Source organism: Enterobacter cloacae complex sp. SHL001, from assembly GCF_049236825.1.
Classification (GTDB): domain Bacteria; phylum Pseudomonadota; class Gammaproteobacteria; order Enterobacterales; family Enterobacteriaceae; genus Enterobacter; species Enterobacter hormaechei_C.
On sequence record NZ_JBMKIP010000004.1, the window covers coordinates 484,508 to 510,866 of the forward strand.

At 55.7% G+C, this 26,359-nt stretch carries 27 protein-coding genes and 4 tRNA genes; 15 read left to right on the forward strand and 16 right to left on the reverse strand.

Annotated features, from left to right (window positions below):
• Positions 1 to 168 precede the first annotated feature (168 nt).
• The 5 genes from ACOTYH_RS14410 to orn all read right to left on the reverse strand — a co-directional run bounded on the left by ACOTYH_RS14410 (position 169) and on the right by orn (position 1,349).
• Positions 169 to 244 (reverse strand) — tRNA-Gly (locus tag ACOTYH_RS14410).
• Between the two features lie 45 nt (positions 245 to 289).
• Positions 290 to 365: transfer RNA gene (locus ACOTYH_RS14415), tRNA-Gly, on the reverse strand.
• 45 nt (positions 366 to 410) lie between these two features.
• Positions 411 to 486: transfer RNA gene (locus ACOTYH_RS14420), tRNA-Gly, on the reverse strand.
• Between the two features lie 45 nt (positions 487 to 531).
• Positions 532 to 607 (reverse strand) — tRNA-Gly (locus ACOTYH_RS14425).
• A gap of 196 nt (positions 608 to 803) precedes the next feature.
• The gene (gene orn / locus ACOTYH_RS14430; protein WP_003855965.1) at positions 804 to 1,349 is read right to left on the reverse strand and encodes an oligoribonuclease; all 546 of its coding nucleotides are present in this window, start codon (positions 1,347 to 1,349) and stop codon (positions 804 to 806) included.
• Positions 1,350 to 1,456: 107 nt separating this feature from the next.
• Here orn and rsgA point away from each other — a divergent pair, with 107 nt between their 5' ends.
• The 3 genes from rsgA to mscM all read left to right on the forward strand — a co-directional run bounded on the left by rsgA (position 1,457) and on the right by mscM (position 6,918).
• A complete protein-coding gene (gene rsgA, locus ACOTYH_RS14435) occupies positions 1,457 to 2,509 on the forward strand; it encodes a small ribosomal subunit biogenesis GTPase RsgA (RefSeq protein ID WP_003855964.1) in 1,053 nt (350 codons plus the stop codon).
• 97 nt (positions 2,510 to 2,606) lie between these two features.
• Entirely contained in the window at positions 2,607 to 3,575 is a 969-nt protein-coding gene (asd, locus tag ACOTYH_RS14440) for an archaetidylserine decarboxylase (protein WP_026080660.1), read from the forward strand.
• A gap of 19 nt (positions 3,576 to 3,594) precedes the next feature.
• The gene (gene mscM / locus ACOTYH_RS14445; RefSeq protein ID WP_421637795.1) at positions 3,595 to 6,918 is read left to right on the forward strand and encodes a miniconductance mechanosensitive channel MscM; all 3,324 of its coding nucleotides are present in this window, start codon (positions 3,595 to 3,597) and stop codon (positions 6,916 to 6,918) included.
• Between the two features lie 36 nt (positions 6,919 to 6,954).
• On the opposite strand, the gene yjeM is transcribed toward mscM, so the two are convergent.
• Positions 6,955 to 8,454: a glutamate/gamma-aminobutyrate family transporter YjeM gene (gene yjeM, locus ACOTYH_RS14450; protein ID WP_015572460.1), complete on the reverse strand. Its 1,500-nt coding sequence runs from the start codon at positions 8,452 to 8,454 to the stop codon at positions 6,955 to 6,957.
• 177 nt (positions 8,455 to 8,631) lie between these two features.
• Complete coding sequence (epmA, locus tag ACOTYH_RS14455; RefSeq protein ID WP_015572459.1) at positions 8,632 to 9,609, reverse strand: elongation factor P--(R)-beta-lysine ligase; 978 nt, start codon at positions 9,607 to 9,609, stop codon at positions 8,632 to 8,634.
• A 310-nt stretch (positions 9,610 to 9,919) separates the two neighbouring features.
• Between epmA and frdA the strand changes: the two genes are divergently transcribed.
• From frdA to frdD, 4 genes are read left to right on the forward strand one after another with little or no spacing between them, the layout of a single operon-like run.
• Positions 9,920 to 11,710, forward strand: coding sequence for a fumarate reductase (quinol) flavoprotein subunit (frdA, locus tag ACOTYH_RS14460; protein WP_017383963.1), 1,791 nt, complete (start codon positions 9,920 to 9,922; stop codon positions 11,708 to 11,710).
• The gene (locus ACOTYH_RS14465) at positions 11,703 to 12,437 is read left to right on the forward strand and encodes a succinate dehydrogenase/fumarate reductase iron-sulfur subunit (RefSeq protein WP_058688893.1); all 735 of its coding nucleotides are present in this window, start codon (positions 11,703 to 11,705) and stop codon (positions 12,435 to 12,437) included. The genes frdA and ACOTYH_RS14465 overlap by 8 nt, the downstream gene beginning before the upstream one ends.
• A gap of 10 nt (positions 12,438 to 12,447) precedes the next feature.
• Positions 12,448 to 12,843 (forward strand): fumarate reductase subunit FrdC, encoded by a 396-nt coding sequence (gene frdC, locus ACOTYH_RS14470; protein WP_017383964.1) that lies wholly within the window; start codon positions 12,448 to 12,450, stop codon positions 12,841 to 12,843.
• Between the two features lie 10 nt (positions 12,844 to 12,853).
• Positions 12,854 to 13,213, forward strand: a complete 360-nt coding sequence (frdD, locus tag ACOTYH_RS14475; protein WP_000609653.1) for a fumarate reductase subunit FrdD — start codon at positions 12,854 to 12,856, stop codon at positions 13,211 to 13,213.
• Positions 13,214 to 13,242: 29 nt separating this feature from the next.
• Here the strand turns inward: frdD and ampR are convergent, their stop codons facing one another.
• Positions 13,243 to 14,118, reverse strand: a complete 876-nt coding sequence (ampR, locus tag ACOTYH_RS14480) for a LysR family transcriptional regulator AmpR (protein ID WP_003855952.1) — start codon at positions 14,116 to 14,118, stop codon at positions 13,243 to 13,245.
• Between the two features lie 132 nt (positions 14,119 to 14,250).
• On the opposite strand from ampR, the gene ACOTYH_RS14485 reads away from it, so the two are divergent.
• Positions 14,251 to 15,396: a cephalosporin-hydrolyzing class C beta-lactamase ACT-56 gene (locus ACOTYH_RS14485; RefSeq protein ID WP_033487869.1), complete on the forward strand. Its 1,146-nt coding sequence runs from the start codon at positions 14,251 to 14,253 to the stop codon at positions 15,394 to 15,396.
• Positions 15,397 to 15,554: 158 nt separating this feature from the next.
• Positions 15,555 to 16,085, forward strand: coding sequence for a lipocalin family protein (locus ACOTYH_RS14490; RefSeq protein ID WP_023295791.1), 531 nt, complete (start codon positions 15,555 to 15,557; stop codon positions 16,083 to 16,085).
• On the opposite strand, the gene sugE is transcribed toward ACOTYH_RS14490, so the two are convergent.
• Complete coding sequence (sugE, locus tag ACOTYH_RS14495; RefSeq protein ID WP_015572453.1) at positions 16,082 to 16,399, reverse strand: quaternary ammonium compound efflux SMR transporter SugE; 318 nt, start codon at positions 16,397 to 16,399, stop codon at positions 16,082 to 16,084. The two genes, ACOTYH_RS14490 and sugE, sit on opposite strands and share 4 nt — an antisense overlap.
• Positions 16,400 to 16,661: 262 nt before the next feature.
• Here sugE and ACOTYH_RS14500 point away from each other — a divergent pair, with 262 nt between their 5' ends.
• The gene (locus ACOTYH_RS14500) at positions 16,662 to 17,261 is read left to right on the forward strand and encodes a helix-turn-helix transcriptional regulator (RefSeq protein ID WP_015572452.1); all 600 of its coding nucleotides are present in this window, start codon (positions 16,662 to 16,664) and stop codon (positions 17,259 to 17,261) included.
• A 37-nt stretch (positions 17,262 to 17,298) separates the two neighbouring features.
• On the opposite strand, the gene ecnB is transcribed toward ACOTYH_RS14500, so the two are convergent.
• The 3 genes from ecnB to efp form a co-directional block, all read right to left on the reverse strand.
• Complete coding sequence (ecnB, locus tag ACOTYH_RS14505) at positions 17,299 to 17,445, reverse strand: lipoprotein toxin entericidin B (RefSeq protein WP_003855942.1); 147 nt, start codon at positions 17,443 to 17,445, stop codon at positions 17,299 to 17,301.
• A gap of 108 nt (positions 17,446 to 17,553) precedes the next feature.
• A complete protein-coding gene (locus ACOTYH_RS14510) occupies positions 17,554 to 17,685 on the reverse strand; it encodes an entericidin A/B family lipoprotein (protein WP_015572451.1) in 132 nt (43 codons plus the stop codon).
• 57 nt (positions 17,686 to 17,742) lie between these two features.
• The gene (gene efp, locus ACOTYH_RS14515) at positions 17,743 to 18,309 is read right to left on the reverse strand and encodes an elongation factor P (protein ID WP_003855940.1); all 567 of its coding nucleotides are present in this window, start codon (positions 18,307 to 18,309) and stop codon (positions 17,743 to 17,745) included.
• Positions 18,310 to 18,349: 40 nt separating this feature from the next.
• On the opposite strand from efp, the gene epmB reads away from it, so the two are divergent.
• Entirely contained in the window at positions 18,350 to 19,378 is a 1,029-nt protein-coding gene (gene epmB / locus ACOTYH_RS14520) for an EF-P beta-lysylation protein EpmB (protein WP_023295789.1), read from the forward strand.
• Between the two features lie 65 nt (positions 19,379 to 19,443).
• Here epmB and ACOTYH_RS14525 read toward each other — a convergent pair whose 3' ends face one another.
• Entirely contained in the window at positions 19,444 to 19,797 is a 354-nt protein-coding gene (locus ACOTYH_RS14525; RefSeq protein WP_003855938.1) for a DUF4156 domain-containing protein, read from the reverse strand.
• 233 nt (positions 19,798 to 20,030) lie between these two features.
• On the opposite strand from ACOTYH_RS14525, the gene ACOTYH_RS14530 reads away from it, so the two are divergent.
• The 3 genes from ACOTYH_RS14530 to iadA are packed head-to-tail and all read left to right on the forward strand — an operon-like array spanning position 20,031 to position 22,310.
• Positions 20,031 to 20,678 (forward strand): nucleoside recognition domain-containing protein, encoded by a 648-nt coding sequence (locus tag ACOTYH_RS14530; RefSeq protein WP_015572449.1) that lies wholly within the window; start codon positions 20,031 to 20,033, stop codon positions 20,676 to 20,678.
• Positions 20,675 to 21,136: a YjiG family protein gene (locus tag ACOTYH_RS14535; RefSeq protein ID WP_015572448.1), complete on the forward strand. Its 462-nt coding sequence runs from the start codon at positions 20,675 to 20,677 to the stop codon at positions 21,134 to 21,136. The genes ACOTYH_RS14530 and ACOTYH_RS14535 overlap by 4 nt, the downstream gene beginning before the upstream one ends.
• A 10-nt stretch (positions 21,137 to 21,146) precedes the next feature.
• Positions 21,147 to 22,310, forward strand: a complete 1,164-nt coding sequence (gene iadA, locus ACOTYH_RS14540) for a beta-aspartyl-peptidase (protein WP_086626215.1) — start codon at positions 21,147 to 21,149, stop codon at positions 22,308 to 22,310.
• Between the two features lie 65 nt (positions 22,311 to 22,375).
• Here the strand turns inward: iadA and groL are convergent, their stop codons facing one another.
• Positions 22,376 to 24,022 (reverse strand): chaperonin GroEL, encoded by a 1,647-nt coding sequence (gene groL, locus ACOTYH_RS14545; protein WP_015572446.1) that lies wholly within the window; start codon positions 24,020 to 24,022, stop codon positions 22,376 to 22,378.
• Between the two features lie 39 nt (positions 24,023 to 24,061).
• Positions 24,062 to 24,355, reverse strand: coding sequence for a co-chaperone GroES (locus ACOTYH_RS14550; protein ID WP_003855929.1), 294 nt, complete (start codon positions 24,353 to 24,355; stop codon positions 24,062 to 24,064).
• Positions 24,356 to 24,533: 178 nt separating this feature from the next.
• Between ACOTYH_RS14550 and yjeH the strand changes: the two genes are divergently transcribed.
• Positions 24,534 to 25,781: an L-methionine/branched-chain amino acid transporter gene (gene yjeH, locus ACOTYH_RS14555; protein WP_017383970.1), complete on the forward strand. Its 1,248-nt coding sequence runs from the start codon at positions 24,534 to 24,536 to the stop codon at positions 25,779 to 25,781.
• Between the two features lie 23 nt (positions 25,782 to 25,804).
• On the opposite strand, the gene ACOTYH_RS14560 is transcribed toward yjeH, so the two are convergent.
• Positions 25,805 to 26,269 carry an FxsA family protein gene (locus tag ACOTYH_RS14560; RefSeq protein ID WP_003855925.1) on the reverse strand — a complete coding sequence of 155 codons (465 nt, stop codon included), beginning with the start codon at positions 26,267 to 26,269 and terminating at the stop codon, positions 25,805 to 25,807.
• Positions 26,270 to 26,359: the final 90 nt, after the last annotated feature.

A 26,359-nucleotide genomic window follows, 5' to 3' on the forward strand; every position in this document is an offset into this window, starting at 1 on the left:
AAATTACAATGAATTACGAAGATATTATTCACCCTGCTAACATTTCGTACAGACTGGTTTTATCACGGTTTCTGTGGATAACTCTGTTCACAAGAGTATTTCAGACATAATAGAAAACGTCCCCAACGAAGCACTTCGCTGTGGATAATCTGGAGATGAAGAAGAATTTGGAGCGGGAAACGAGACTCGAACTCGCGACCCCGACCTTGGCAAGGTCGTGCTCTACCAACTGAGCTATTCCCGCTTGGGTGTTCTGGTGCTATGCGTATCTTGCGATACTTTCAAATTTTGGAGCGGGAAACGAGACTCGAACTCGCGACCCCGACCTTGGCAAGGTCGTGCTCTACCAACTGAGCTATTCCCGCTTGGGTGTTCTGGTGCTGGCGTATCTTGCGATACTTTTCAAATTTTGGAGCGGGAAACGAGACTCGAACTCGCGACCCCGACCTTGGCAAGGTCGTGCTCTACCAACTGAGCTATTCCCGCTTGGGTGTTCTGGTGCTGGCGTATCTTGCGATACTTTTCAAATTTTGGAGCGGGAAACGAGACTCGAACTCGCGACCCCGACCTTGGCAAGGTCGTGCTCTACCAACTGAGCTATTCCCGCAAATCTGTACTGCTTTTGTTGCTGTCGTAACGTGTAATTCTCTGTCGTTACGGGAGGCGCATTATACGAGAAATCCGTTTAGCTGCAACCCCCCTCAAAGCGATTTTTTTGAAATTCAGTTCAAGTGCTTATTTAATCGGCAAGCTGAACAATTTAGCGACAAAAACCCGGCCACGCAAGGCGCCGGATCGCAAAATCAGAGCTTAATAAAGTTTTCGCGATAGTACGCCAGCTCCGCAACAGACTCACGGATGTCGTCCATCGCCTGGTGCGTCCCCTGCTTTGTAAAGCCGTCGAGAATTTCCGGTTTCCAGCGGCGGGCCAGCTCTTTCAGGGTGCTCACATCCAGATAGCGGTAGTGGAAGTAGGACTCCAGCTCCGGCATGTACTTAAACAGGAAACGACGATCCTGACCGATGCTGTTGCCACAGATAGGCGATTTTCCTGCCGGCACCCACTGCTTCAGAAATTCAAGCGTCGCCAGCTCCGCTTCGCGGTCGCCCAGGGTGCTGGCCTTCACGCGTTCCACCAGCCCGCTGCCGGTATGGGTACGCACGTTCCACTCATCCATCAGCGCAAGCTGGTCATCGGACTGGTGCACGGCAATCGTTGGGCCTTCCGCCAGAATATTGAGATTGGCATCGGTGACCAGTGTGGCGATCTCAATAATGCGATCGCGCTCGGGATCCAGGCCGGTCATCTCCAGATCGATCCAAATCAGGTTGTTTTCGTCCGCGCTCATGTTATTTTCCACCCTTCTCGCATAACCGGCAGTAGCAGGTTAACTAGTATTAATTAGAGTGTATCATAGAGGTTTTGCCCGCTACGGGCGACCAGGAGCCAGCGCGATTGAGTAAAAATAAACTCTCCAAAGGGCAGCAGCGCCGCGTGAATGCAAATCACCAGCGCCGTCTTAAAACCACTACGGAGAAGCCCGATTACGACGACAACCTGTTTGGCGAAGCGACAGAAGGCGTTGTGATTAGCCGCTTCGGCATGCACGCCGATGTCGAATCCGCCGACGGGGATATCCACCGTTGCAATATCCGTCGCACCATCCGTTCCCTGGTGACCGGTGACCGCGTGGTCTGGCGTCCAGGCAAAGAGGCGGCGGAAGGGGTAACGGTTAAAGGTATCGTTGAAGCCGTGCATGAACGCACGTCGGTTCTGACCCGTCCGGATTTCTACGACGGCGTGAAGCCCATTGCCGCCAACATCAATCAGATAGTGATCGTTTCAGCGATTTTGCCTGAGCTTTCGCTCAATATTATTGACCGTTATCTGGTGGCCTGCGAAACGCTACAGGTTGAGCCGCTCATCGTGCTGAATAAAATCGATCTGCTGGATGACGAGGCCATGGCCTTTGTAAATGAGCAGATGGATATTTACCGCAACATTGGCTATCGCGTGTTGATGGTTTCCAGCCGCACCAAAGATGGCCTGAAGCCGTTAGAAGATGCGCTGACCGACCGCATCAGCATCTTTGCGGGGCAGTCCGGCGTAGGTAAATCGAGCCTGCTTAACAACCTGCTCGGCCTTCAGCAGGAGATCCTGACCAACGATGTGTCTGACGTCTCGGGCCTGGGCCAGCACACCACCACTGCCTCACGTCTCTATCACTTCCCGCACGGTGGCGATGTGATTGACTCCCCGGGCGTGCGTGAGTTTGGTCTCTGGCACCTCGAGCCGGAACAAATCTTTAACGGATTTGTCGAATTCCATGACTATTTAGGCGCTTGCAAATACCGCGACTGTAAACATGACAACGATCCGGGCTGCGCTATCCGCGAAGCGGTAGAGAACGGAGAAATTGCGGAAACCCGTTTCGAAAATTACCACCGTATTCTCGAAAGCATGGACCAGGTAAAAACGCGTAAAAACTTTTCTGATTCTGATAACTGACAACTAAGCTAAGCGTCGCTAAAATCGTCCCCTTTTTTCAGGTTCCGGCAGCGTAATGCCGGATCAGGAACGACAAAACAATGGCCTGGAGGCTACCTTGTTAAACTCATTTAAACTTTCGCTTCAATACATTCTGCCGAAACTGTGGCTCACTCGCCTGGCGGGCTGGGGCGCGAGCAAACGAGCGGGCTGGCTGACCAAACTGGTCATCGACCTGTTCGTGAAATACTACAAGGTCGACATGAAAGAAGCGCAGAAGCCGGATACGGCAAGCTACCGCACCTTCAACGAATTTTTTGTGCGTCCGCTGCGCGACGAAGTGCGCCCGCTGAATACCGACCCGAACGTGCTGGTGATGCCAGCGGACGGCGTGATCAGCCAGCTGGGTAAAATTGAAGACGACAAAATTTTGCAGGCGAAAGGCCATAACTACAGCCTTGAAGCGCTGCTGGCCGGTAACTACATAATGGCCGATCTGTTCCGTAACGGGACTTTCGCGACCACCTATCTCTCCCCACGCGACTACCACCGCGTGCATATGCCGTGTAACGGTATTCTGCGCGAGATGATCTACGTGCCGGGGGATCTGTTCTCCGTAAACCACCTGACGGCGCAAAACGTTCCTAACCTGTTTGCCCGTAACGAGCGCGTCATCTGCCTGTTTGATACTGAATTTGGCCCAATGGCGCAGATTCTGGTGGGTGCTACCATTGTAGGCAGCATCGAAACCGTCTGGGCGGGCACCATTACGCCGCCGCGCGAAGGCGTGATCAAGCGCTGGACCTGGCCTGCCGGCGAAGAAGAAGGTTCTGTGGCCCTGCTGAAAGGTCAGGAAATGGGTCGCTTCAAGCTGGGCTCAACGGTCATCAACCTGTTCGCACCGGGCAAAGTTAACCTGGTCGACGAGCTGGAAAGCCTGTCCGTGACCAAACTCGGCCAGCCTCTGGCAGTATCGACGGAGGTCTTTGTGACGCCAGAGGTTGCGCCTGCCCCGTTGCCGGAAGAAGAGATCAAAGCCGAGCACGACGCCAGCCCGCTGGTTGACGACAAAAAAGACGAAGGCTAACAACAGAAGGATCGCTGACGTGCGCCCGATTATCGTATTACTGATGGCCTGGTGCCTCAGCATGGGGGCGTACGCAGCGACGGCCCCCGACGCCAAACAGATAACCCAGGAGCTGGAGCAGGCAAAAGCGGCGAAACCCGCTCAGCCGGAGACCGTTGAGTCACTCCAGTCTGCACTGAACGCGCTTGAGGAACGAAAGGGTTCCCTTGAGCGCGCGCAGCAGTATCAGCAGGTTATCGACAACTTCCCCAAACTCTCTCAGACCCTGCGCTCGCAGCTAAACAACCTGCGCGATGAACCACGCCAGGTCCCCGCGGGGATGACGTCCGAGGCGCTTAATCAGGAGATCCTGCAAGTCAGCAGCCAGCTGCTGGAAAAAAGCCGTCTGGCGCAGCAGGAGCAGGAGCGGGCGCGTGAAATTGCCGATTCCCTCAGCCAGCTTCCACAGCAGCAAACCGATGCCCGCCGTCAGTTAAATGAGGTGGAACGTCGCATCGGGACGCAGACAGGCAGCATACCGCAGAATCAGGCGCAAAATCTTGGGTTACAGGCGGAATCCGCCAGACTAAAAGCGCTGGTTGATGAACTGGAGCTGGCGCAGCTTTCCGCTAACAACCGCCAGGAGCTGTCGCGGATGCGTTCCGAGCTGGCGCAGAAGCAGAGCCAGCAGCTGGATGCATATCTCCAGGCGCTGAGAAATCAACTCAACAGCCAGCGTCAGCGTGAAGCTGAACGTGCGCTGGAAAGCACCGAGTTACTGGCCGAAAACAGTGCTAACCTGCCCGACAGCATCGTCGCCCAGTTTAAGGTTAACCGCGAGCTTTCTGCCGCGCTGAATCAGCAGGCGCAGCGCATGGATTTGGTGGCCTCGCAGCAGCGTCAGGCCACCAATCAAACCCTCCAGGTTCGTCAGGCGCTCAACACGCTGCGTGAACAGTCCCAGTGGCTTGGCTCGTCTAACCTGTTGGGCGAAGCGTTACGCGCCCAGGTGGCTCGTCTGCCAGAGATGCCAAAACCGCAGCAGCTTGATACGGAGATGGCGCAGTTGCGCGTTCAGCGTCTTCATTATGAAGATCTCCTCAACAAGCAGCCGCAAATCCGCCAGATCCGTCAGGCTGACGGACAGCCGCTCACCGGCGAGCAAAGTCGTATTCTGGAAGCGCAGCTGCGCACCCAACGCGAACTGCTCAATTCCCTGTTGCAGGGAGGCGATACGCTGATCCTTGAGCTGACTAAGCTGAAAGTCTCGAATAGCCAGCTGGAGGATGCGCTGAAAGAGGTCAACGAAGCCACGCACCGTTACCTTTTCTGGACGTCCGACGTGCGGCCGATGACCTTCGCCTGGCCGATTGAGATTGTGCAGGATCTGCGCCGCCTAATTTCGCTGGACACCTTCAGCCAGCTGGGCCTCGCCAGCGTAATGATGATAACCAGCAAGGAGACCATCTTCCCGCTGCTGGGGGCGCTGATTCTGGTGGGCTTCAGTATTTATTCCCGTCGTCACTTCACCCGTTTCCTTGAGCGCTCCAGCGCCCGAGTGGGAAAAGTAACCCAGGATCACTTCTGGCTGACGTTGCGTACTGTGTTCTGGTCAATTCTGGTCGCGTCTCCGCTGCCGGTGCTGTGGATGACGCTCGGATACGGCCTGCGTGAAGCCTGGCCCTACCCGCTTGCCGTCGCGATTGGCGATGGCGTGACCGCCACCGTTCCGCTGCTGTGGGTGGTGATGATTTGCGCCACGTTTGCGCGGCCAAATGGTCTGTTCATCGCTCACTTTGGCTGGCCGCGTAATCGCGTTGCGCGGGCGATGCGTTACTACCTGATGAGTATCGGGCTGATTGTGCCGCTGATTATGGCGTTGATCATGTTCGATAATCTCAATGACCGTGAGTTCTCCGGCTCGCTGGGACGGTTGTGCTTTATGCTGATCTGCGGGGCGTTAGCGGTAGTGACGCTCAGCCTGAAACGCGCCGGGATCCCGCTCTATCTCGACAAGACCGGCAGTGGCGATAACATGTTTAACCGTCTGCTGTGGAACCTGCTGCTCAGCGCGCCGCTGGCGGCGATGCTGGCGGCAGCGGTCGGTTATCTCGCCACGGCGCAGGCGCTGCTCGCCCGACTAGAAACGTCGGTGGCTATCTGGTTCCTGCTGCTGGTGGTCTACCATGTTATTCGCCGCGGCATGCTGATCCAGCGTCGTCGTCTGGCGTTTGACCGTGCCAAACACCGTCGCGCAGAAATTCTGGCCCAGCGCGCGCGGGGTGAAGAAGAGCCGAACCACGTCAACAGCACCGAAGGGACCACAGACGCCGATGACGTCGAACTGGATCTGGATGCGATCAGTACCCAGTCCCTGCGGCTGGTACGCTCAATTCTGATGCTGGTTGCCCTGCTGTCGGTGATCTTCCTGTGGTCGGAAATCCACTCCGCGTTTGGCTTCCTGGAGAACATCTCTTTATGGGATGTGACGTCCACGGTGCAGGGGGTCGAAAGCCTGGAGCCCATCACCTTAGGGGCCGTGCTGATTGCGATTCTGGTGCTGATCATCACCACGCAGCTGATCCGTAACTTCCCTGCCCTGCTGGAGCTGGCGCTGTTGCAGCATCTGGATTTAACCCCCGGCACGGGCTATGCGATCACCACCATCACCAAGTATTTAATCATGCTGTTTGGTGGGCTGGTTGGCTTCTCGATGATTGGTATCGAATGGTCAAAACTGCAATGGCTGGTTGCCGCCCTGACCGTAGGCCTGGGTTTTGGTTTACAGGAGATTTTTGCCAACTTCGTCTCTGGTCTGATCATTCTGTTTGAAAAGCCGATTCGAATTGGCGATACGGTGACCATCCGCGATCTCACCGGCAGCGTCACCAGGATCAACACCCGCGCCACCACCATCAGCGACTGGGACCGTAAAGAGATCATCGTCCCGAACAAGGCGTTTATCACCGAGCAGTTTATCAACTGGTCGCTGTCCGACTCCGTCACGCGTGTGGTGCTGACCGTACCCGCTCCGTCGGATGCCAACAGCGAAGAGGTGACGCAGATCCTGTATACGGCTGCTGAACGCTGTTCGCTGGTAATCGACAACCCGCCGCCGGAAGTGTTCCTGGTTGATTTGCAGCAGGGGATCCAGATTTTCGAGCTGCGTATCTACGCCGCCGAGATGGGACACCGTATGCCGCTGCGCCATGAGATCCACCAGTTGATTCTGGCTGGCTTCCGCGAGCACGGAATTGATATGCCGTTCCCACCGTTCCAGATGCGTCTGGAAACGCTGGACGGACGTAAGACGGGAAGAACGTTGACGTCAGCGGCGCGTACGCGCCCGGCGGGAAGTTTGTAATCCTTTCCCCCTCCCCGTCGGGAGGGGGTCAATCCTTTACGCCACTTCTGCTACACAGGCCGTCGAGCGACGACGGTAATGCTCATAAATCCCCATTGCCAGCAGCGAGAAGAAGATCGGTCCGCCAACCATCCACAGCGTGCTGTTCCAGTCATTTGCCTCAACCACAGGCTGAATGACGGTAAAGATGTTGGCGAACGCGACGACCAGCACCACAACAGTGGTCGCCAGCAGCGTCGCCGCGCGGGTTTTGAAGATCACAAACGGCCGCTCCAGATCCCGCTTCGCCTTAAAGAACGGGAACGCCAGGGTCAGGAACAGATACGGAAGCGTCATCGATACGTTCGCCATCAGGGTCAGCTTGTTATAGAACGCCGACGCGGTATCACCGCCGAAGGACACCAGCAGAATGAACACGCACACCAGCAGGCACTGCATCCACATCGCGTTGGCAGGCATACCGGCAGCGTTCAGCTGCGTCATACGTGCGGGCCACAGCGCCTTTGGCGTCCCCTGAATAATCGCTTTCAGCGGCGAGTAGATCAGCGTGAAGAATGCGCCAGTATAGGCGAGGAACATCGACAAGCCAGTAATCCGCGCAAACCAGATCCCCAGGGTGGCCGACGTTTCCGGCGCGAGATCCATGGCGTTGCCCAGCGTCACCCCCAGGCTTTTCATCAGCACGTAGGTAATGTTGCCGAGGTTGGTGGTGTTATTACTTAACATCTGCTGCCAGTTGGTGCTGACGCCCCAGAGGAAAATCGCCAGTGAGTAGCCAATGGAAATGACGATGGCGGCAAAGATAATGCCTTTAGCGAAGTTCTTTTCCGGATTTTCGGTTTTGTCGACCAGCCCGCCCACGGCTTCAATTCCACCGTAAGCAAAGATGGCAAACACCACGAAGGAGAGCATGGCCAGCCCGGACTGGTAACCCGGATTAGGCGATGAAACGAAGTTGACTTCCTGTGCGAAATGCCCGCCGTTCAGGCACAGAATGGCGATGCTGACCAGCAGCAGCACCAGGTTCAGGCACATCACGGAAATACCGCCAACGGCAGTGATACGGGCAATTTTGTTGATGCCTTTCGAGGCCACCAGGGTGACCACCACCATCCAGCACACTGCCAGAATACCGACCACCTGCGTGGAGCTCAGCCCCGCCAGAGACCAGACCTGCGTTTTATCCGCACCGAAGAGAAACGTTGAGAACGGCACCCAAACCTTGGCCGCCGTGCTGACCATCCAGACGACGTAGGATGAAAACCACATGAACGTACCGATAAACGCGTAACGCGGACCGACGCTGTTGTTCATCCACGAATAGATGCCGCCCTCTTCTTTCCTGTACGCCGAGCCCATCTCCGCCATCATCAGCGCAAACGGGATAAAGAAGAACAGAGCGGAAACGATATAAAACGGCGTCGCGCTGTAGCCCATCAGATAAAACGCGGACGGGCTATTGGCAAAGCCAAAGACTGACGTAAAAATCATCAGAATGAGCCCGGTAAGGGTCATTTTTTTGAGTGAGTGAGACATATAACCATCCGAAACGGAATTAAACTGCGCGGATGGTAGCAGATGACCAGACAAACAATGTGGCTATCCGAGTCAAATTAAGAAAAAGACCCGTATAGAGAGAAATGAGCAGTTTTTAATGTGGCAGAGTTAAATGACCGAGCAGGCCGGGTAAGCGCAGCGCCACCCGGCATTTTTTCAGGCGCGATCGACCGTAAAGGCGATCACATCGCCCAGGTGCTCGGCACCCAGCGCCAGCATGACCAGGCGATCCACACCCAGCGCCACGCCGGAGCAGTCCGGCAGACCGGCTTTAAGCGCTTCCAGCAGATGAGTATCAATCGGCTGCTGCGGCAGACCGCGCGCGTTGCGCTTGCGGTTATCCTGCTCGAAACGCTGCTGCTGTTCGCGCGCGTCGGTCAGCTCGTGGAAACCGTTCGCCAGCTCGATGCCTTTGAAATACACCTCAAAACGCTCCGCCACGCGGTGATCTTCGGTGCTGATCTGCGCCAGTGAGGCCTGGCTGGCCGGGAAGTGATAGACAAACGTCGGACGATCTTTGCCAATCTGCGGTTCAACACCAAAGGTGAACAGCAGTTGCAGCAGCGTGTCGCGATCCTCTTCGTTATCCGCCACGTTGCTCAGATCCAGTTTTGCCGCCACTTCACGCAGCTGTGTTTTATCAGCCGACAGTGGATCGATTTCCAGATGGCGCTGGAAGGCCTGCTGATAGGAGAGCGTTTCAGCTTCCGCGCAATCCAGCACCTGTTGCAGCAGATCGTCAACTTCGTTCATCAGACGATACATGTCGTAGTGCGGGCGGTACCACTCCAGCATGGTGAATTCCGGATTATGGTGTCGGCCCATCTCTTCATTACGAAAGCTACGGCACAGCTGATAGACCGGACCACACCCGGCCGCCAGCAGACGCTTCATATGGTATTCCGGGCTGGTCATCAGATACAGATTCATGCCCTGAGAGTGGCCTGGGCCAACAAAACGGGTTTCAAACGGGACCAGATGAATATCCGTGACCGTCGCCTGACTCATGCACGGCGTTTCCACCTCCAGGACGCCGCGATCGGCAAAGAAACGGCGGATCTCCGCCATAATTGCTGCGCGCTTTAGCAGGTTTGGAATGGATGCGCTCGGCTGCCAGGTGGCCGTTTCGCTCATGAGTTATTTCTCCGTTTTCAGACAAGGGCACGAAGTCTACTCGTAAGCCGGGGCAGAGACAAATTTTGCACAGTAAAAGTCCTTTTTCATTGCACAGAGAAATACTGTGACGCCATTCATTAATCACGATGATAAATCACCGCACAGAACAGCAAAAAAATCGAACACGTCAAATTTCCCTCACTTCTACGCGGTTATACTGTTTTACCCATAAAGGAGCAGTGGAATCGCTTCCGCAATCGCCCGTTCGGGCAGGTGAACGTCCTTTAGTTCATCCCGTTGCGGGAAAACAAAAATCTGGAGGAATGTCGTGCAAACTTTTCAAGCCGATCTTGCCGTAATAGGCGCTGGCGGGGCTGGATTACGCGCTGCAATTGCTGCGGCACAAGCCAATCCGAACGCTAAAATCGCATTGATTTCAAAAGTCTATCCGATGCGCAGCCACACGGTAGCCGCAGAAGGAGGATCCGCCGCCGTCGCGCAGGATCATGACAGCTTCGAATACCATTTCCACGACACGGTTGCAGGGGGCGACTGGCTTTGCGAACAGGATGTCGTTGATTACTTCGTGCACCATTGCCCAACGGAAATGACCCAGCTGGAACAGTGGGGATGCCCGTGGAGCCGCCGTCCGGACGGGAGCGTCAACGTCCGCCGCTTCGGTGGCATGAAGATCGAACGCACCTGGTTTGCCGCCGATAAGACCGGCTTCCACATGCTGCACACCCTGTTCCAGACCTCCCTCCAGTTCCCACAAATCCAGCGCTTTGACGAACATTTCGTTCTCGACATTCTGGTCGACGACGGTCATGCGCGCGGACTGGTGGCGATGAACATGATGGAAGGCACGCTTGTCCAGATCCGCGCTAAGGCGGTGGTGATGGCAACGGGCGGTGCGGGTCGCGTATACCGCTACAACACCAACGGCGGCATCGTCACCGGTGACGGTATGGGCATGGCACTCAGCCACGGCGTCCCGCTGCGTGATATGGAGTTCGTCCAGTATCACCCAACCGGCCTGCCGGGCTCCGGCATACTGATGACGGAAGGCTGCCGCGGTGAAGGCGGTATTCTGGTCAACAAAAACGGCTATCGCTATTTGCAGGATTACGGCATGGGTCCGGAAACCCCGCTTGGCGAGCCGAAAAACAAATACATGGAACTCGGCCCACGCGACAAAGTTTCTCAGGCTTTCTGGCACGAGTGGCGCAAAGGCAACACCATCTCAACGCCGCGCGGCGACGTGGTGCATCTCGACCTGCGTCATCTCGGCGAGAAGAAACTGCTGGAGCGTCTGCCGTTTATCTGCGAGCTGGCGAAAGCCTATGTGGGCGTCGATCCGGTGAAAGAGCCGATCCCGGTGCGTCCAACCGCGCACTACACCATGGGCGGTATCGAAACCGACCAGCAGTGCGAAACCCGCATCAAAGGGCTGTTTGCGGTGGGCGAGTGTTCCTCCGTCGGTCTGCACGGCGCAAACCGTCTGGGCTCGAACTCGCTGGCTGAGCTGGTGGTCTTTGGTCGCATGGCGGGCGAACGTGCGATGGAGCGTGCCGCAACGGCAGGTGAAGCTAACAGCGCGGCGCTGGATGCGCAGGTTGCAGACGTCGAAAAACGCCTGAAAGACCTGGTGAACCAGGAAGGTAACGAAAACTGGTCGAAGATCCGCGACGAAATGGGGCTGTCGATGGAAGAAGGCTGCGGGATCTACCGTACGCCAGAGCTGATGCAGAAAACCGTCGACAAGCTGGCCGAGTTGCAGGAGCGCTTCAAACGCGTGCGCATCACCGACACCTCCAGCGTCTTCAATACCGATCTGCTTTATACCATTGAACTGGGCCACGGCCTGAACGTCGCAGAATGTATGGCCCATTCCGCCCTGGCGCGTAAAGAGTCCCGCGGCGCGCACCAGCGCCTGGATGAGGGCTGCACCGAACGTGACGACGTCAATTTCCTTAAACACACTCTCGCCTGGCGCGATGCGGATGGCACTACGCGACTGGACTACAGCGACGTGAAAATCACCACGCTGCCACCGGCGAAACGCGTGTACGGTGCAGAAGCAGAAGCCGCCGATAAGAAGGAGAAGGCGAATGGCTGAGATGCAAAAACTGAAAATTGAAGTGGTGCGCTACAATCCGGAAGTGGACGCCGCGCCGCACAGCGCTTTCTATGAAGTCCCTTACGACGAGCAAACCTCCCTGCTGGATGCGCTCGGCTATATCAAAGATAACCTGGCCCCAGACCTGAGCTACCGCTGGTCCTGCCGCATGGCAATTTGCGGCTCCTGCGGCATGATGGTCAACAAGGTGCCAAAGCTGGCGTGTAAAACCTTCCTGCGTGATTACACCAAAGGTATCAAGGTTGAAGCGCTGGGCAACTTCCCAATTGAGCGCGATCTGGTGGTGGACATGACCCACTTTATCGAAAGCCTCGAAGCGATTAAGCCGTACATCATCGGCAACCCGCGCACGCCGGATCAGGGGCCAAACACCCAGACGCCCGCGCAGATGGCGAAATACCATCAGTTCTCCGGCTGCATCAACTGCGGCCTGTGCTACGCCGCCTGTCCGCAGTTTGGCCTGAACCCTGAGTTTATCGGCCCGGCCGCCATTACCCTGGCGCACCGTTATAACGAAGACAGCCGCGACCACGGCAAAAAAGAACGTATGGCCCAGCTGAACAGCCAGAACGGGGTCTGGACCTGCACGTTTGTCGGTTACTGCTCCGAAGTCTGTCCGAAGCATGTCGACCCGGCCGCCGCCATTCAGCAGGGAAAGGTGGAAGGCTCGAAAGACTTTCTTATCGCTACCCTGAAACCACGCTAAGGAGTGCATGATGACGACTAAACGCAAAGCCTACGTGCGACCAATGCCGTCCACCTGGTGGAAAAAACTGCCGTTTTATCGCTTCTATATGCTGCGTGAAGGCACGGCTGTTCCCGCGGTCTGGTTCAGCCTCGAACTGCTGTACGGGGTTTATGCCCTCAAGCACGGCCCGGAAGCCTGGGCCAGTTTTGTGGGCTTCCTGCAAAACCCAATCATCGTTGTGCTGAACCTGATTGTGCTCGCCGCCGCGCTGCTTCATACCAAAACCTGGTTTGAACTGGCGCCAAAAGCAGCGAACATCATTGTAAAAGGCGAAAAAATGGGGCCAGAGCCGGTCATTAAAGGGCTCTGGGCAGTGACGGCAGTTGTCTCTGTGGTCATTCTGTTTGTCGCACTGTTCTGGTAAGGAGACTACTGTGATCAATCCAAATCCAAAACGTTCAGACGAGCCGGTCTTCTGGGGGCTGTTTGGCGCAGGCGGCATGTGGAGCGCCATTATTGCCCCGGTCATTATCCTGCTGGTCGGGATCATGCTGCCGCTGGGGCTGTTCCCGGGCGATGCGCTGAGCTATGAGCGCGTACTGGCCTTTGCGAGCAGCTTTATTGGCCGCGTGTTCATCTTCCTGATGATCGTCCTGCCGCTGTGGTGTGGTCTGCACCGTATCCACCATGCGATGCACGATCTGAAAATCCATGTGCCAAGCGGTAAATGGGTCTTCTACGGTCTGGCGACCATTCTAACGGTCGTCACGTTGATTGCCGTGGTCACCATCTGACTGAACAGGCCCGCCATCCGGCGGGCTTTTTACTTTTTCATCTTCTCCACCAGCCACCGTGAAAATTCGCGCATGGCTGGCGTTTCTGCCCGGGACTGCAATCGGGTCAGCCAGTAGCTGCCGAGCTCAATCTGCGTCGCAAAGGGCTGCACAATGCGCTCGCTGGCTAACAGATGGGTAAACATATCGACAGGCGCAATAGCAATACCCACCCCTGCCTGAGCGGCCTCCAGCATGGTCACGGACGAATCAAATACCATCACGCGGTGCGTTGGCGAAGGGGGATGCTCGCCGGCCGCCTGCATCCACGCGGTCCACTCGTCGCGTCGGTAGGAGCGCAGCAGCGTAAACCTGAGGATGTCGGCCGGACTGTGCAGACTGGCGGCAATATCAGGCGTACACAGCGGCGCGAGCGGCGCATGACAAAGAAATTCAGCCTCGGTACCGTGCCACGCCCCGCCACCGTAGCGGATCGTATAGTCAAGCCCTTCGGCAGCCGGATCAACGCGGTTGTTATGGGTGGAAAGCTGAAGATCGATGTGCGGATAGCCACGGCGAAAATCCTCCAGCTGCGAGAATAAGACCCCGGTGGCAAACGTACCCACCACGCCGATTTTCAGCTTCTCCTGCGCACGATGGTTAGCGAAGCGATCCAGCATTCCGGCTATACGATCGAACGAATCATTCAGCACCGGCAGTAAATTTTCGCCCTCGGTAGTCAACATCAGCCCGCGCGACACGCGAACGAACAGCTGACAGTTCAGGTGCTGCTCCAGCGTTTTCACATGCTGGCTAATAGCCGAATGCGTCACGTTCAGTTCAATGGCCGCATGCGTAAAGCTGAGATGTCTTGCGGCGGCCTCAAAAGCCCGAAGCGAATTGAGGGGGAGATAGCTTCGCGTCATGGTCGCTTCCGTTAGAAAAATTAACAGCTAATGCTAAATTTAACCGTTTGTCAGGCACAGTCAAATCCAACAGACTACGCCTGTCTGACGGGCCCGGACATCCCCTTGACTCGCTATTACGGAAGATTACTGATGATGAAAAAATCCCTTTGCTGCGCCCTGCTGCTCGGCATCTCTTGCTCTGCTCTCGCCACGCCAGTGTCAGAAAAACAGCTGGCGGAGGTGGTAGCGAATACGGTTACCCCGCTGATGAAAGCCCAGTCTGTTCCAGGCATGGCGGTGGCCGTTATTTATCAGGGAAAACCGCACTATTACACGTTTGGCAAGGCCGATATCGCGGCGAATAAACCCGTTACGCCTCAGACCCTGTTCGAGCTGGGTTCTATAAGTAAAACCTTCACCGGCGTTTTAGGTGGGGATGCCATTGCTCGCGGTGAAATTTCGCTGGACGATCCGGTGACCAGATACTGGCCACAGCTGACGGGCAAGCAGTGGCAGGGTATTCGTATGCTGGATCTCGCCACCTACACCGCTGGCGGCCTGCCGCTACAGGTACCGGATGAGGTCACGGATAACGCCTCCCTGCTGCGCTTTTATCAAAACTGGCAGCCGCAGTGGAAGCCTGGCACAACGCGTCTTTACGCCAACGCCAGCATCGGTCTTTTTGGTGCGCTGGCGGTCAAACCTTCTGGCATGCCCTATGAGCAGGCCATGACGACGCGGGTCCTTAAGCCGCTCAAGCTGGACCATACCTGGATTAACGTGCCGAAAGCGGAAGAGGCGCATTACGCCTGGGGCTATCGTGACGGTAAAGCGGTGCGCGTTTCGCCGGGTATGCTGGATGCACAAGCCTATGGCGTGAAAACCAACGTGCAGGATATGGCGAACTGGGTCATGGCAAACATGGCGCCGGAGAACGTTGCTGATGCCTCACTTAAGCAGGGCATCGCGCTGGCGCAGTCGCGCTACTGGCGTATCGGGTCAATGTATCAGGGTCTGGGCTGGGAGATGCTCAACTGGCCCGTGGAGGCCAACACGGTGGTCGAGGGCAGCGACAGTAAGGTAGCGCTGGCGCCGTTGCCCGTGGTAGAAGTGAATCCACCGGCTCCCCCGGTCAAAGCGTCCTGGGTCCATAAAACGGGCTCTACTGGCGGGTTTGGCAGCTACGTGGCCTTTATTCCTGAAAAGCAGATCGGTATTGTGATGCTCGCGAATACAAGCTATCCGAACCCGGCACGCGTTGAGGCGGCATACCATATCCTCGAGGCGCTACAGTAAAACATTGCCGGGTGGCGCTGCGCTTACCCGGCCTACACAACGCGTGAACTTTGTCGGCCGGGTAAGGCGAAGCCGTCACCCGGCAAAACACCCTGCACAATCTCCCGCATTTTCCTTGCTGTCATCTACACTTAACAAAAAACAGTAAGGAAACTCCTATGCGCATTCTGCCTGTTATTGCCGCAGTAACAGCCGCGTTTTTAGTGGTTGCTTGCAGTTCCCCTACTCCTCCGCCTGGCGTCACGGTAGTCAGTAATTTCGACGCACAGCGCTTCCTCGGCACCTGGTATGAAATCGCCCGAATGGACCATCAGTTCGAACGGGGCTTAGAAAAAGTCACGGTCAGCTACAGCGCGATGGATGACGGCGGGATCCGGGTCATTAACCGCGGTTATAACCCGGACCGCCAGATGTGGCAGCAGTCAGTTGGTCAGGCCTATTTCACCGGCGCGTCTAACCGCGCGGCCATGAAAGTCTCTTTCATCGGCCCATTCTACGGCGGGTATAACGTCATTGCGCTGGACAGAGAGTACCGCCATGCGCTGGTGTGTGGGCCGGATCGCAACTATCTATGGCTCCTCTCCCGCACGCCAACGATCTCGACGGAAATGAAACAGCAGATGCTGGACATAGCGACCCGGCAAGGGTTTGACGTGACGAAATTAATCTGGGTAAAACAGCTGCATTAGTGCGTACTGAGTTTTAACCCGATGATACCCGCGACGATTAACGCGAGGCTGGCGATACGCGCCAGACTCGCAGACTCCCCCAGCAGCAGAATGCCGGTAATGGCAGCTCCTACCGCGCCAATTCCAGTCCAGACAGCGTAAGCCGTTCCGACTGGCAAGGTTCGCATCGCCCATGACAGCATGACGATACTGACAATCATTGCGGCGATAGTGATGACGCTGGGCGTCAGGCGGGTAAAACCGTGGGTATATTTCAGGCCAATTGCCCATACCACTTCGAGCAAACCGGCAATAACAAGAACGATCCAGGACATATCAGGCTCCTTAACTTAACGACAAGTTGGGGCCGTCCCCGATGAATGAAGCGCTTACGGGTCGTCCCGCAAGGCTGAGGTTGCGCCTTATATTTTGGTTAGCATGGAATTTTTTTTCAAACTTTTTCTGCTGAACACGTTAAGGCAAGAAATAGCCTCAGTAAGGCACGGAGTTCAGGCATTTATGACTCATCCGACTTCTCTATGATGATAGGCTTTCTGATGGCAGGAAGCCAAACCACTAGCCGACTGCGAAAATTATATGTTCAAAATTCTTTTGATTGACCGTTGTCACTTCACCCGCACGGGATTTGAAGCCTGGCTCAATCATTCAGACCTGTTTTCGGGTCATTTCGTCGTAACCGGGGTAAATAATCTTTTCCTCGCCAGAGAGCATATCCTGCAATGGAAACCTGCGCTGGTCATCGCTGATTTATCGGGCTTCCGGCAGGATTTACACCATTTTCAGCAGCTATCTTCCCTGCTTATTGCCAGCGAAACATTGCCTTTTATTATGCTGCAATCGGGGCAGGAGCAGGAGATGACAGATTATCTGGCGCAGTTCCCGATATGGTCTTCACTTTCCAAAAATACCGATCTGGAAAAACTGGCGGCGGTGATAAACGACGCGCTAACGACATGCGCAAGCGCGGAGCTTCCGGAAATGGCGGCACCGTTACTGACGCGTCAGGAAGAGAGAGTACTGACCCTGTGGATGGATGGTGCGAGCAACCAGAAAATTGCCAGCAATCTGCGCATTAACGGAAAAACGGTGTATACGTACAAACGCAATATCCGCATGAAGCTTCATATGGATACGCGTTACTCCCCGTTTTTATCGCTACAGGAAGTGGAGAATTGACGGTACGGTGAAGTTAGCTGCCGTACCGTCGCTTTCATTAGTTCTGAGCTTTAGTTGCTGCGCCAGAAATCGCGTTACCACCGTCGGAGATATCTTCCCCTACGCCACGGGTGGTGTTACATGCAGTCAGTACCGAAGAAAGCACCAGAACAGAAAAGATCGCTGCAATTGTTTTCTTAACCATAATATCTTCCTTTTATAGCCAAAGTTATTTTGTGTATAGCAACTTAAGAATAGACAAGATCTTGTCGTTTGACGGAAAAGGAAGAATTTTTAGGAAAATTAGACGGAATTAGCTGGCCGCATGGGAAATGATATGGCCGAGATCCTGAATATCTTCGCCCACGCCACGCGCGGTGTTGCAACCGGAGAGAATTGCGCTGGAGAACGCTAACAGAAGCAGAATTTTAACGGTACGTTTCATCTTCCCTGCCTGCAAAATCAGGCGCAGCGGGCGCTGCGCCTTTAATCATGACGTAAATTACTTCACGCGGGATACGTATTCGCCGGAGCGGGTATCCACTTTGATCACTTCACCGATCTGTACGAACAGTGGCACTTTAACCACCGCGCCGGTAGACAGGGTGGCAGGCTTGCCGCCAGTACCTGCGGTATCACCTTTCAGACCTGGATCGGTTTCAACGATTTCCAGCTCAACGAAGTTCGGAGGCGTAACCGCGATAGGCTGACCGTTCCACAGAGTAACGATGCACTCAGCCTGATCCAGCAGCCACTTGGCGTTGTCGCCAATCGCTTTCGCGTCCGCAGACAGCTGCTCGAAGGTTTCGTTGTTCATGAAGTGCCAGAACTCACCGTCGTTGTACAGGTAAGTCAGGTTCATATCGACAACATCAGCGCCTTCAGCGGAGTCAGTAGATTTGAAGGTTTTCTCAACACGGGTACCGGTCAGCAGGCGGCGCAGCTTAACGCGTGCGAATGCCTGGCCTTTACCTGGTTTAACGAATTCGCTGGCTTCAACCGCGTACGGTTCGCCGTCCATCATGATTTTAAGACCAGCACGAAAATCGTTGCTATAGTACGTTGCCATAAGGCCCTCTAAATTTGTTAACTGGTAGCTAAGCCACAAAATGGCGCATATTGTAACCCTAAACACCCCGTCCAGAGAAGATTGGTTATCGCAACTTGCCGATGTAATCACCAGTCCTGATGAATTGCTGCGTCTTTTAGACCTCGAACAGCACGAAGCGTTGCGTGCAGGTCGTGAGGCGAAGCGCCTTTTCGCCCTGCGCGTTCCCCGCGCGTTTGTTGCCCGAATGGAAAAGGGTAACCCTGATGATCCATTATTAAAACAAACGCTTACCTCTCAGGATGAGTTTATTACCGCCCCCGGATACAGCACCGATCCGCTGGAAGAGCAAAACAGTGTCGTACCGGGTTTGCTGCATAAATACCGTAATCGCGCCCTGCTGCTGGTTAAGGGTGGTTGCGCGGTAAATTGCCGCTATTGCTTCCGTCGCCACTTCCCGTACGCCGAAAATCAGGGCAATAAACGCAACTGGCAGGTGGCACTGGACTACATCGCGGCGCACCCGGAGCTGGATGAAATCATCTTTTCCGGCGGCGACCCGCTGATGGCAAAAGATCATGAGCTGGACTGGCTGCTGACTCAGCTTGAGACCATCCCGCACATTAAGCGTCTGCGCATTCACAGCCGTTTACCGATCGTCATCCCGGCGCGTATCACCGACGCCCTGGTCACGCGCCTGGAGCAGTCCCGTTTGCAGGTGCTGCTGGTGAACCATATCAACCACGCGAATGAAATTGACGCGGACTTTCGTGCGGCGATGGCGCGTATGCGAAAGGCAGGCGTGACGCTGCTCAACCAGAGCGTATTACTGCGCGGCGTGAACGACAGCGCCCGCGTGCTGGCCGATCTCAGCAATGCCTTATTTGATGCGGGCGTAATGCCCTATTACCTGCATGTTCTGGATCGCGTCCAGGGCGCGGCGCACTTCATGGTGACAGATGAAGAGGCCCGGAAGATTATGCGCGAGCTGTTAACGCTGGTTTCGGGTTATATGGTGCCGAAGCTGGCACGTGAGATTGGCGGAGAGCCGAGTAAGACGCCGCTGGATTTGCAGCTACGGCAGCAGTAAAAAGGCAGGTGGCGCTACGCTTACCTGCCCTGGAGATAAAGCGGCAGCGCCATCAAAAAGTTATATCAGTTCGGGCACTTATAGACCTGGCCGTTCATCTGGCTGGCGGTTGGCACAAAGCTGGACAGCATCCCCTGCGTCGGGCTGCTCACCCCGTAAATGACGTTGCCGCCCATTGCCGCAGCCTGATTACGCAGGGCATTGGCCGCACCGCGCATAGAGCCGCCCTCTTCGCCGTGCTGCCCCGACATCCAGTTGCTTTGCTCGCCAGTGGCGGTGCCTAACAGCTGGCATTCGCTGCCCGGCTTATCTTCCACAAAGCGAACGCTCTGGCCCGCTGCCGTCAGCTCATTGCTGGTGCTACAACCCGCCAGCAGCAATGCTGCACCTACAATCCCTGCACAGACTTTTATGCGCATGTTATTCCTCGTTTTCAATAAGCTGGACAGTAGTTGTCCGCGTGTAAACCTTATACTAAAAAGATGACCAAAAGAAAAATGCTGAGCATTTCTGCGAGCCAGATTCCGCTGGCACTCCTCCGACATCTTAAATGAATTCTGATAATAACCTTTGGGATATCGTGTTTTAGCCCCCGATCGTTTTTAGTGATGCGACGTACAACTTTTGTACGCGACTCAAAAAAGGGGGTTTCATGAGTGCATCATCCTCAGGAGAGGAAAAAGTAACCTGGGTGGGCTATCTGGCGTTCGTGCTCACCATCGTATTTTTCTCAGGTTTTTTCGCCAAAAGTACTGAATGGTGGCGCGTGCTGGATTTTACCGTGCTGAACGGCAGCTTTGGACCGGTGAACGGCGCGCTGACGTTTCGCGGCGAGGGCGGCACAGGAGCGAAAGACGGTTTTTTATTTGCCCTTGAACTGGCGCCCTCGGTCATTTTATCGCTCGGGATCATTGCCGTTACCGAGGGGCTGGGCGGGCTGCGTGCCGCACAACAGCTCATGACGCCCATTCTGCGCCCGCTGCTCGGCGTGCCGGGCATCTGCTCTCTGGCGCTTATCGCCAACCTGCAAAATACCGATGCAGCCGCAGGGATGACCAAAGAGTTGACTGACGAAGGGGCGATTACTGACCATGAACGCGCCATTTTTGCCACCTTCCAGACCAGCGGTAGCGCCATTATTACCAACTATTTTTCTTCTGGTGCCGCACTCTTTACCTTTATTACCGTCCCGGTGATCACGCCGCTTGCCGTCATTCTGGTGTTCAAATTTGTTGGCGCGAACTTCCTGCGACTGTGGATCGCCCACATGGAAGTTCGCCGCGTTCAGGAGGAAAGATGATCGCCCAGCCGCGTAAAAATATCATGGACCTGTTTATCGATGGCGCCCGCCGCGGCTTTACCATCGCCACCACCAGCCTGCTGCCGAACGTGGTCATGGCGTTTGTCATCATTCAGGCGCTCAAGGTAACCGGCCTGCTGGATATTGTCGGCAGGGTATGCGAGCCCATCATGGCCCTGTGGGGGCTTCCGGGTGCGGCGGCAACGGTTCTTCTGGCCTCGGTAATGAGCATGGGCGGCGGTGTGGGGGTCTGCGCCAGTCTGGTCGCTGCCGGCACGCTCAACGGTCACGATGCCACCATCCTGCTGCCCGCCATCTATCTGATGGGTAATCCGGTGCAAAACACGGGCCGTTGCCTTGGCACCGCAGGCGTCAACCCGAAGTATTATCCGCACATCATCACTATCTGCGTCATTAACGCCCTGCTCTCAATGTGGGTGATGCAGCTACTCTTCTGAGGAGATAAAAATGGATTTTTCAGTGCTGGAACCGCACCTTTTCCGCAATGCGCAGCTTTACGCTCCCGAGGATCTTGAGCATTGCGATCTGCTGATTGCCGGAGGAAAAATCGTCGCAGTCGAAAAAGCGGGCCACGCCACAACGAGGCCAGACTGTCCTGAAAGCGATCTCGCCGGAGCGGTGGTTTGTCCGGGGTTTATCGATCAGCATGTACACCTGATTGGCGGCGGCGGTGAAGCCGGTCCCCACACCCGGACGCCAGAGGTGCGATTGTCTGCGCTGGTGGCGGCTGGCATCACCTCCGTTGTTGGCCTGCTGGGCACCGACGGCGTGACCCGCCATCCCGAGTCGCTGCTGGCGAAAACGCGGGCGCTTGAGCATGAAGGGATCAGCGCGTGGATGCTGACAGGCGCGTATGGCCTGCCTTCTCCGACGATTACCGGCAGTATCGAAAAGGATGTGGCGCTGATTGATAAAATCATTGGCGTGAAATGCGCGATTTCCGACCATCGCTCTTCCGCTCCGGCAGATGACCAGCTCGCGAATATAGCCGCCCAGTCGCGAGTCGGCGGGCTGGTGGGCGCCAAAGCGGGGATATCCGTGTTTCACCTCGGCAACAGCCCGAAACTGCTGGAGCCGCTGCTTAACATCCTGAATAACGCCGACGTGCCCCGCACGAAGCTGCTGCCAACTCACGTCAACCGCGCCCAGGCACTGTTCCACGCCGCACTGGACTATGCCCGCGAAGGGGGGTACATCGACATCACCACCAGCATCAGCGAGCCTGTTGATGCCGCCACCGCTATCGCGACGGCCCGTGAAGCACAGGTGCCGTTTAACCGGCTCACGCTCAGCTCGGATGGCAACGGCAGCCAGCCGAATTTTGACGCAAATGGTAATCTTGTTGGCATTGGCGTGGCGGGATTTGAATCCCTGCTTGAGACGCTACAGCAGCTGGTCGGCCGGTATCACCTGCCGCTGGAGGAGGCGCTTCTGCCGTTTACGCGTAACGTGGCGGAATTTCTCGGCCTGGAGCATAAAGGGCGGATCGCGCCCGGATGCGATGCCGACGTCCTGGTGCTGACCGATGATCTGAAGATCCGCGAGGTCTGGGCGAAAGGCCGCCAGATGGTGAGTGGAGGCGTTGTGTGCGTGAAAGGCACGTTTGAGTAGAAGACAATAAAAAACCCCGGGCATTGCTGCCCGGGGTTCGTTCTGAGAGGTTCAGAACAACATGATTACATCATGCCGCCCATGCCACCCATGCCGCCCATACCACCAGCAGCACCTAAGTCAGGCGCGTCGCCTTTAGGCAGGTCGGTCACCATGCACTCGGTCGTGATCATCAGACCAGCTACAGATGCCGCGTATTGCAGTGCAGAACGGGTCACTTTAGTTGGATCCAGGATACCGAAGTCGATCATGTTGCCGTATTCTTCAGTTGCCGCGTTGTAACCGTAGTTACCTTCACCCGCTTTCACGTTGTTCGCAACCACAGACGGCTCTTCACCGGCGTTGGACACGATCTGACGCAGAGGAGCTTCCATCGCGCGCAGCGCAACTTTGATACCCACGTTCTGGTCTTCGTTCTGAGCAGTCAGGCCAGCCAGTTTAGCGGCTACACGCACCAGCGCGACACCACCACCAGCAACCACGCCTTCTTCTACCGCAGCACGGGTCGCGTGCAGGGCGTCGTCAACGCGTGCTTTCTTCTCTTTCATTTCAACTTCGGTAGCCGCACCGACTTTGATTACCGCTACGCCGCCTGCCAGTTTTGCTACGCGCTCCTGGAGTTTTTCACGGTCGTAATCGGAAGTTGCTTCTTCGATCTGCTTACGGATCTGACCAACACGGCCCTGAATAGCAGCTTCTTCACCCACACCGTCGATGATGGTGGTGGTGTCTTTGTTGATCACAACGCGTTTCGCCTGGCCCAGGTCTTCCAGGGTCGCTTTTTCCAGCTCCATACCGATCTCTTCGGAGATCACGGTACCGCCAGTCAGGGTAGCGATATCCTGAAGCATCGCTTTACGACGATCGCCGAAGCCAGGTGCTTTAACCGCTGCCACTTTCACGATGCCACGCATGGTGTTAACCACCAGAGTCGCCAGCGCTTCGCCTTCAACGTCTTCAGCAATGATTACCAGCGGCTTGCCTGCTTTCGCAACGGCTTCCAGCACTGGCAGCATTTCGCGGATGTTGGAGATTTTCTTGTCAGCCAGCAGGATGAACGGGCTTTCCAGCTCAACAGCGCCAGTTTCTGGCTTGTTGATGAAGTATGGAGACAGGTAACCGCGGTCGAACTGCATACCTTCAACCACGTCCAGTTCGTCTTCCAGACCAGTACCGTCTTCAACGGTGATCACGCCTTCTTTACCGACTTTATCCATCGCTTCAGCGATCAGTTTACCTACGGTTTCGTCGGAGTTAGCGGAGATAGTACCAACCTGAGCAATGGCTTTAGAGTCAGAGCACGGTACGGACAGCGCTTTCAGTTCTTCAACAGCAGAGGCGACAGCTTTGTCGATACCACGTTTCAGATCCATTGGGTTCATGCCCGCAGCAACGGCTTTCAGGCCTTCGGTGATGATCGCCTGCGCCAGTACGGTCGCGGTGGTGGTACCGTCACCGGCAGCGTCGTTCGCTTTAGAGGCAACTTCTTTCACCATCTGTGCGCCCATGTTTTCGAACTTGTCTTCCAGCTCGATTTCACGTGCAACAGAAACACCATCTTTGGTGATGGTTGGCGCGCCGAAGGATTTGTCCAGCACTACGTTACGGCCTTTCGGGCCCAGAGTGACTTTCACTGCGTCTGCCAGTACGTTTACGCCGCGGAGCATTTTTACACGAGCGTCGTTACCGAATTTTACGTCTTTAGCTGCCATGTTCTTATTTCCTCAAATTCGTACAGTTTCGTGCGTTAATTACGCTTCAACAATTGCCAGAATGTCGCTCTCGGACATGATCAAAACTTCTTCATTGTCGATCTTCTCGGATTTCACGCCGTAGCCATCGTTGAAAATGACGATGTCACCAACTTTAACGTCCAGTGGCTGCACAGTTCCGTTTTCCAGGATGCGGCCCTTACCGACAGCGATGATTTCGCCACGCGTTGATTTTGCTGCTGCTGAACCGGTCAGAACGATGCCGCCAGCAGACTTGGTTTCAACTTCTTTACGTTTGACGATCACACGATCATGTAACGGACGAATACTCATTGATAGCTCTCCTTTGAGAAAGTCATTATCAGTTATGGATGACGCCGGTCCGCATGCGGTTTTCCGGCTAGTGCCCTGAGAGATGGGGATAGCTTTTTACCCCTTCAAGGGGTAATCGAAAAAAAATTTGCGAAAGTGTTACCATCCACTCTCTTTTGATGGTGGCGGGACGAGGTAAATGAGTGGACTCAGGCAGGAGTTGGGGCTGGCGCAGGGCATTGGCTTACTCTCAACGTCTTTATTAGGCACGGGGGTATTTGCGGTTCCCGCGCTGGCGGCATTGGTTGCCGGCAATAACAGTCTTTGGGCATGGCCGGTGCTGATCGTGCTGGTGTTTCCGGTGGCGATTGTTTTTGCCATACTCGGGCGGCACTTCCCGAGCGCAGGCGGCGTAGCGCATTTTGTCGGCATGGCGTTTGGGCCGCGAATGGAGCGCGTCACCGGCTGGCTATTTTTGTCGGTGATACCCGTTGGCCTTCCGGCAGCCCTGCATATCGCAACCGGCTTCGGACAGGCGCTGTTTGGCTGGCACGATGAACAGCTGCTGCTGGCTGAACTCGGTACGCTGGCGATTGTCTGGTGGGTAGGCTCACGCGGGGCCAGCTCCAGCGCCAATCTGCAAACGCTGGTCGCCGTGTTAATTGTCGCGCTGATCGTCGCCATCTGGTTTGCGGGTGACATTACCGTGGCGGATATTCCTTTCCCCGCGATTAACGACATCGACCACGCACAGCTTTTCGCTGCACTATCCGTTATGTTCTGGTGTTTCGTCGGTCTGGAGGCGTTCGCTCATCTGGCATCCGAGTTTAAACAGCCCGAGCGTGATTTCCCCCGCGCCCTGATGATTGGCCTGCTGCTGGCGGGTACCGTGTACTGGGCCTGTACCGTACTGGTGCTGCACTTCAACGCGTTCGGTGAAGAGAAAGCCGCCGCCGCGTCGCTGCCGGGCATCGTGGTGCAGCTGTTTGGCGTTAAGGCCCTGTGGGTAGCCTGCGTGATTGGCTATCTCGCCTGCTTTGCCAGCCTCAACATCTATATTCAGAGCTTCGCCCGGCTGGTGTGGTCTCAGGCACTTTATAAACCGGATAGCCCCCTCTCACGCCTGTCAAAGCGTCAGCTTCCGGTGAATGCGCTGAATACCGTACTGGGCTGCTGCGTGGTGAGTTCCCTGGCCATTTATCTCCTCGACATCAACCTTGACGCGCTGATTGTCTACGCCAACGGTATTTTCATCATGATTTACCTGCTGTGCATGCTGGCGGGCTGTCGGCTACTGAAAGGACGCTTTAAGGCGCTGGCGGCTGTCGGGTGTGTCCTGTGCCTGATGCTGCTGGCGATGGTGGGATGGAAGAGTGTGTACGCCATCGTCATGCTGGCGGGGCTGTGGGTGTTTTTACCGAAGCGGCAAAAGCCGCAGGCCCGGTGAGCGAGCGCCACCGGGGCACAAACTCACCGATCGTCTTTATGATCTAATCGGTCGCGCTGCTCATCCTTACGCTGATATTCCCCTTCAAAGGTATCCCCCGGGCCGGTGCTGAAACCACCGCCTGGCATACGGCTGAAACGCAGGTGCGGCAGCAGCTTCATGGTCAGATGCTTCTGCACCGGCGGCAACAGCAACAGCAGGCCGAGGAAGTCGGTGAAGAAACCAGGCAGGATCAGCAGCAGGCCAGCAATAATCAGCGACACGCTTTTGATCATCTCGGCTGCCGGGCTTTCGCCTGCGGCCATCTTCTGCTGCATTAACAGGAAATTTTTGAAACCCTGATTGCGCACCAGCGACATGCCGATGACGGAGGTGAAGATCACCAGAATCAGCGTCAGCAGGACGCCCAGCACATGGGCAACCTGAATGAAAATCGAAATCTCAATGTAAACATAAAGAAAGAAAGCAATAAATGGTATCCAGCGCACTGGCATCTCCTGTGTGGCAGGTGCCTTCAGGCCCCTGACTGAATGTATTCGCGAAGCGCGTAGATAAGAAATGGTGACGGTTAGCCAAAA

Excerpts from the sequence above, each read along its gene's own strand:
- frdC (WP_017383964.1), top strand. The coding sequence starts at position 12,448 with ATGACGACTAAACGCAAAGCCTACGTGCGACCAATGCCGTCCACCTGG.
- orn (WP_003855965.1), bottom strand. The coding sequence starts at position 1,349 with ATGAGCGCGGACGAAAACAACCTGATTTGGATCGATCTGGAGATGACC.
- ACOTYH_RS14535 (WP_015572448.1), top strand. The coding sequence starts at position 20,675 with ATGATCGCCCAGCCGCGTAAAAATATCATGGACCTGTTTATCGATGGC.
- epmA (WP_015572459.1), bottom strand. The coding sequence starts at position 9,609 with ATGAGCGAAACGGCCACCTGGCAGCCGAGCGCATCCATTCCAAACCTG.
- ACOTYH_RS14525 (WP_003855938.1), bottom strand. The coding sequence starts at position 19,797 with ATGCGCATAAAAGTCTGTGCAGGGATTGTAGGTGCAGCATTGCTGCTG.
- ACOTYH_RS14530 (WP_015572449.1), top strand. The coding sequence starts at position 20,031 with ATGAGTGCATCATCCTCAGGAGAGGAAAAAGTAACCTGGGTGGGCTAT.
- ACOTYH_RS14510 (WP_015572451.1), bottom strand. The coding sequence starts at position 17,685 with ATGAAACGTACCGTTAAAATTCTGCTTCTGTTAGCGTTCTCCAGCGCA.
- sugE (WP_015572453.1), bottom strand. The coding sequence starts at position 16,399 with ATGTCCTGGATCGTTCTTGTTATTGCCGGTTTGCTCGAAGTGGTATGG.
- epmB (WP_023295789.1), top strand. The coding sequence starts at position 18,350 with ATGGCGCATATTGTAACCCTAAACACCCCGTCCAGAGAAGATTGGTTA.
- yjeM (WP_015572460.1), bottom strand. The coding sequence starts at position 8,454 with ATGTCTCACTCACTCAAAAAAATGACCCTTACCGGGCTCATTCTGATG.
- ACOTYH_RS14485 (WP_033487869.1), top strand. The coding sequence starts at position 14,251 with ATGATGAAAAAATCCCTTTGCTGCGCCCTGCTGCTCGGCATCTCTTGC.
- groL (WP_015572446.1), bottom strand. The coding sequence starts at position 24,022 with ATGGCAGCTAAAGACGTAAAATTCGGTAACGACGCTCGTGTAAAAATG.
- ACOTYH_RS14465 (WP_058688893.1), top strand. The coding sequence starts at position 11,703 with ATGGCTGAGATGCAAAAACTGAAAATTGAAGTGGTGCGCTACAATCCG.
- ACOTYH_RS14490 (WP_023295791.1), top strand. The coding sequence starts at position 15,555 with ATGCGCATTCTGCCTGTTATTGCCGCAGTAACAGCCGCGTTTTTAGTG.
- efp (WP_003855940.1), bottom strand. The coding sequence starts at position 18,309 with ATGGCAACGTACTATAGCAACGATTTTCGTGCTGGTCTTAAAATCATG.
- ecnB (WP_003855942.1), bottom strand. The coding sequence starts at position 17,445 with ATGGTTAAGAAAACAATTGCAGCGATCTTTTCTGTTCTGGTGCTTTCT.
- iadA (WP_086626215.1), top strand. The coding sequence starts at position 21,147 with ATGGATTTTTCAGTGCTGGAACCGCACCTTTTCCGCAATGCGCAGCTT.
- ampR (WP_003855952.1), bottom strand. The coding sequence starts at position 14,118 with ATGACGCGAAGCTATCTCCCCCTCAATTCGCTTCGGGCTTTTGAGGCC.
- ACOTYH_RS14500 (WP_015572452.1), top strand. The coding sequence starts at position 16,662 with ATGTTCAAAATTCTTTTGATTGACCGTTGTCACTTCACCCGCACGGGA.
- yjeH (WP_017383970.1), top strand. The coding sequence starts at position 24,534 with ATGAGTGGACTCAGGCAGGAGTTGGGGCTGGCGCAGGGCATTGGCTTA.
- ACOTYH_RS14550 (WP_003855929.1), bottom strand. The coding sequence starts at position 24,355 with ATGAGTATTCGTCCGTTACATGATCGTGTGATCGTCAAACGTAAAGAA.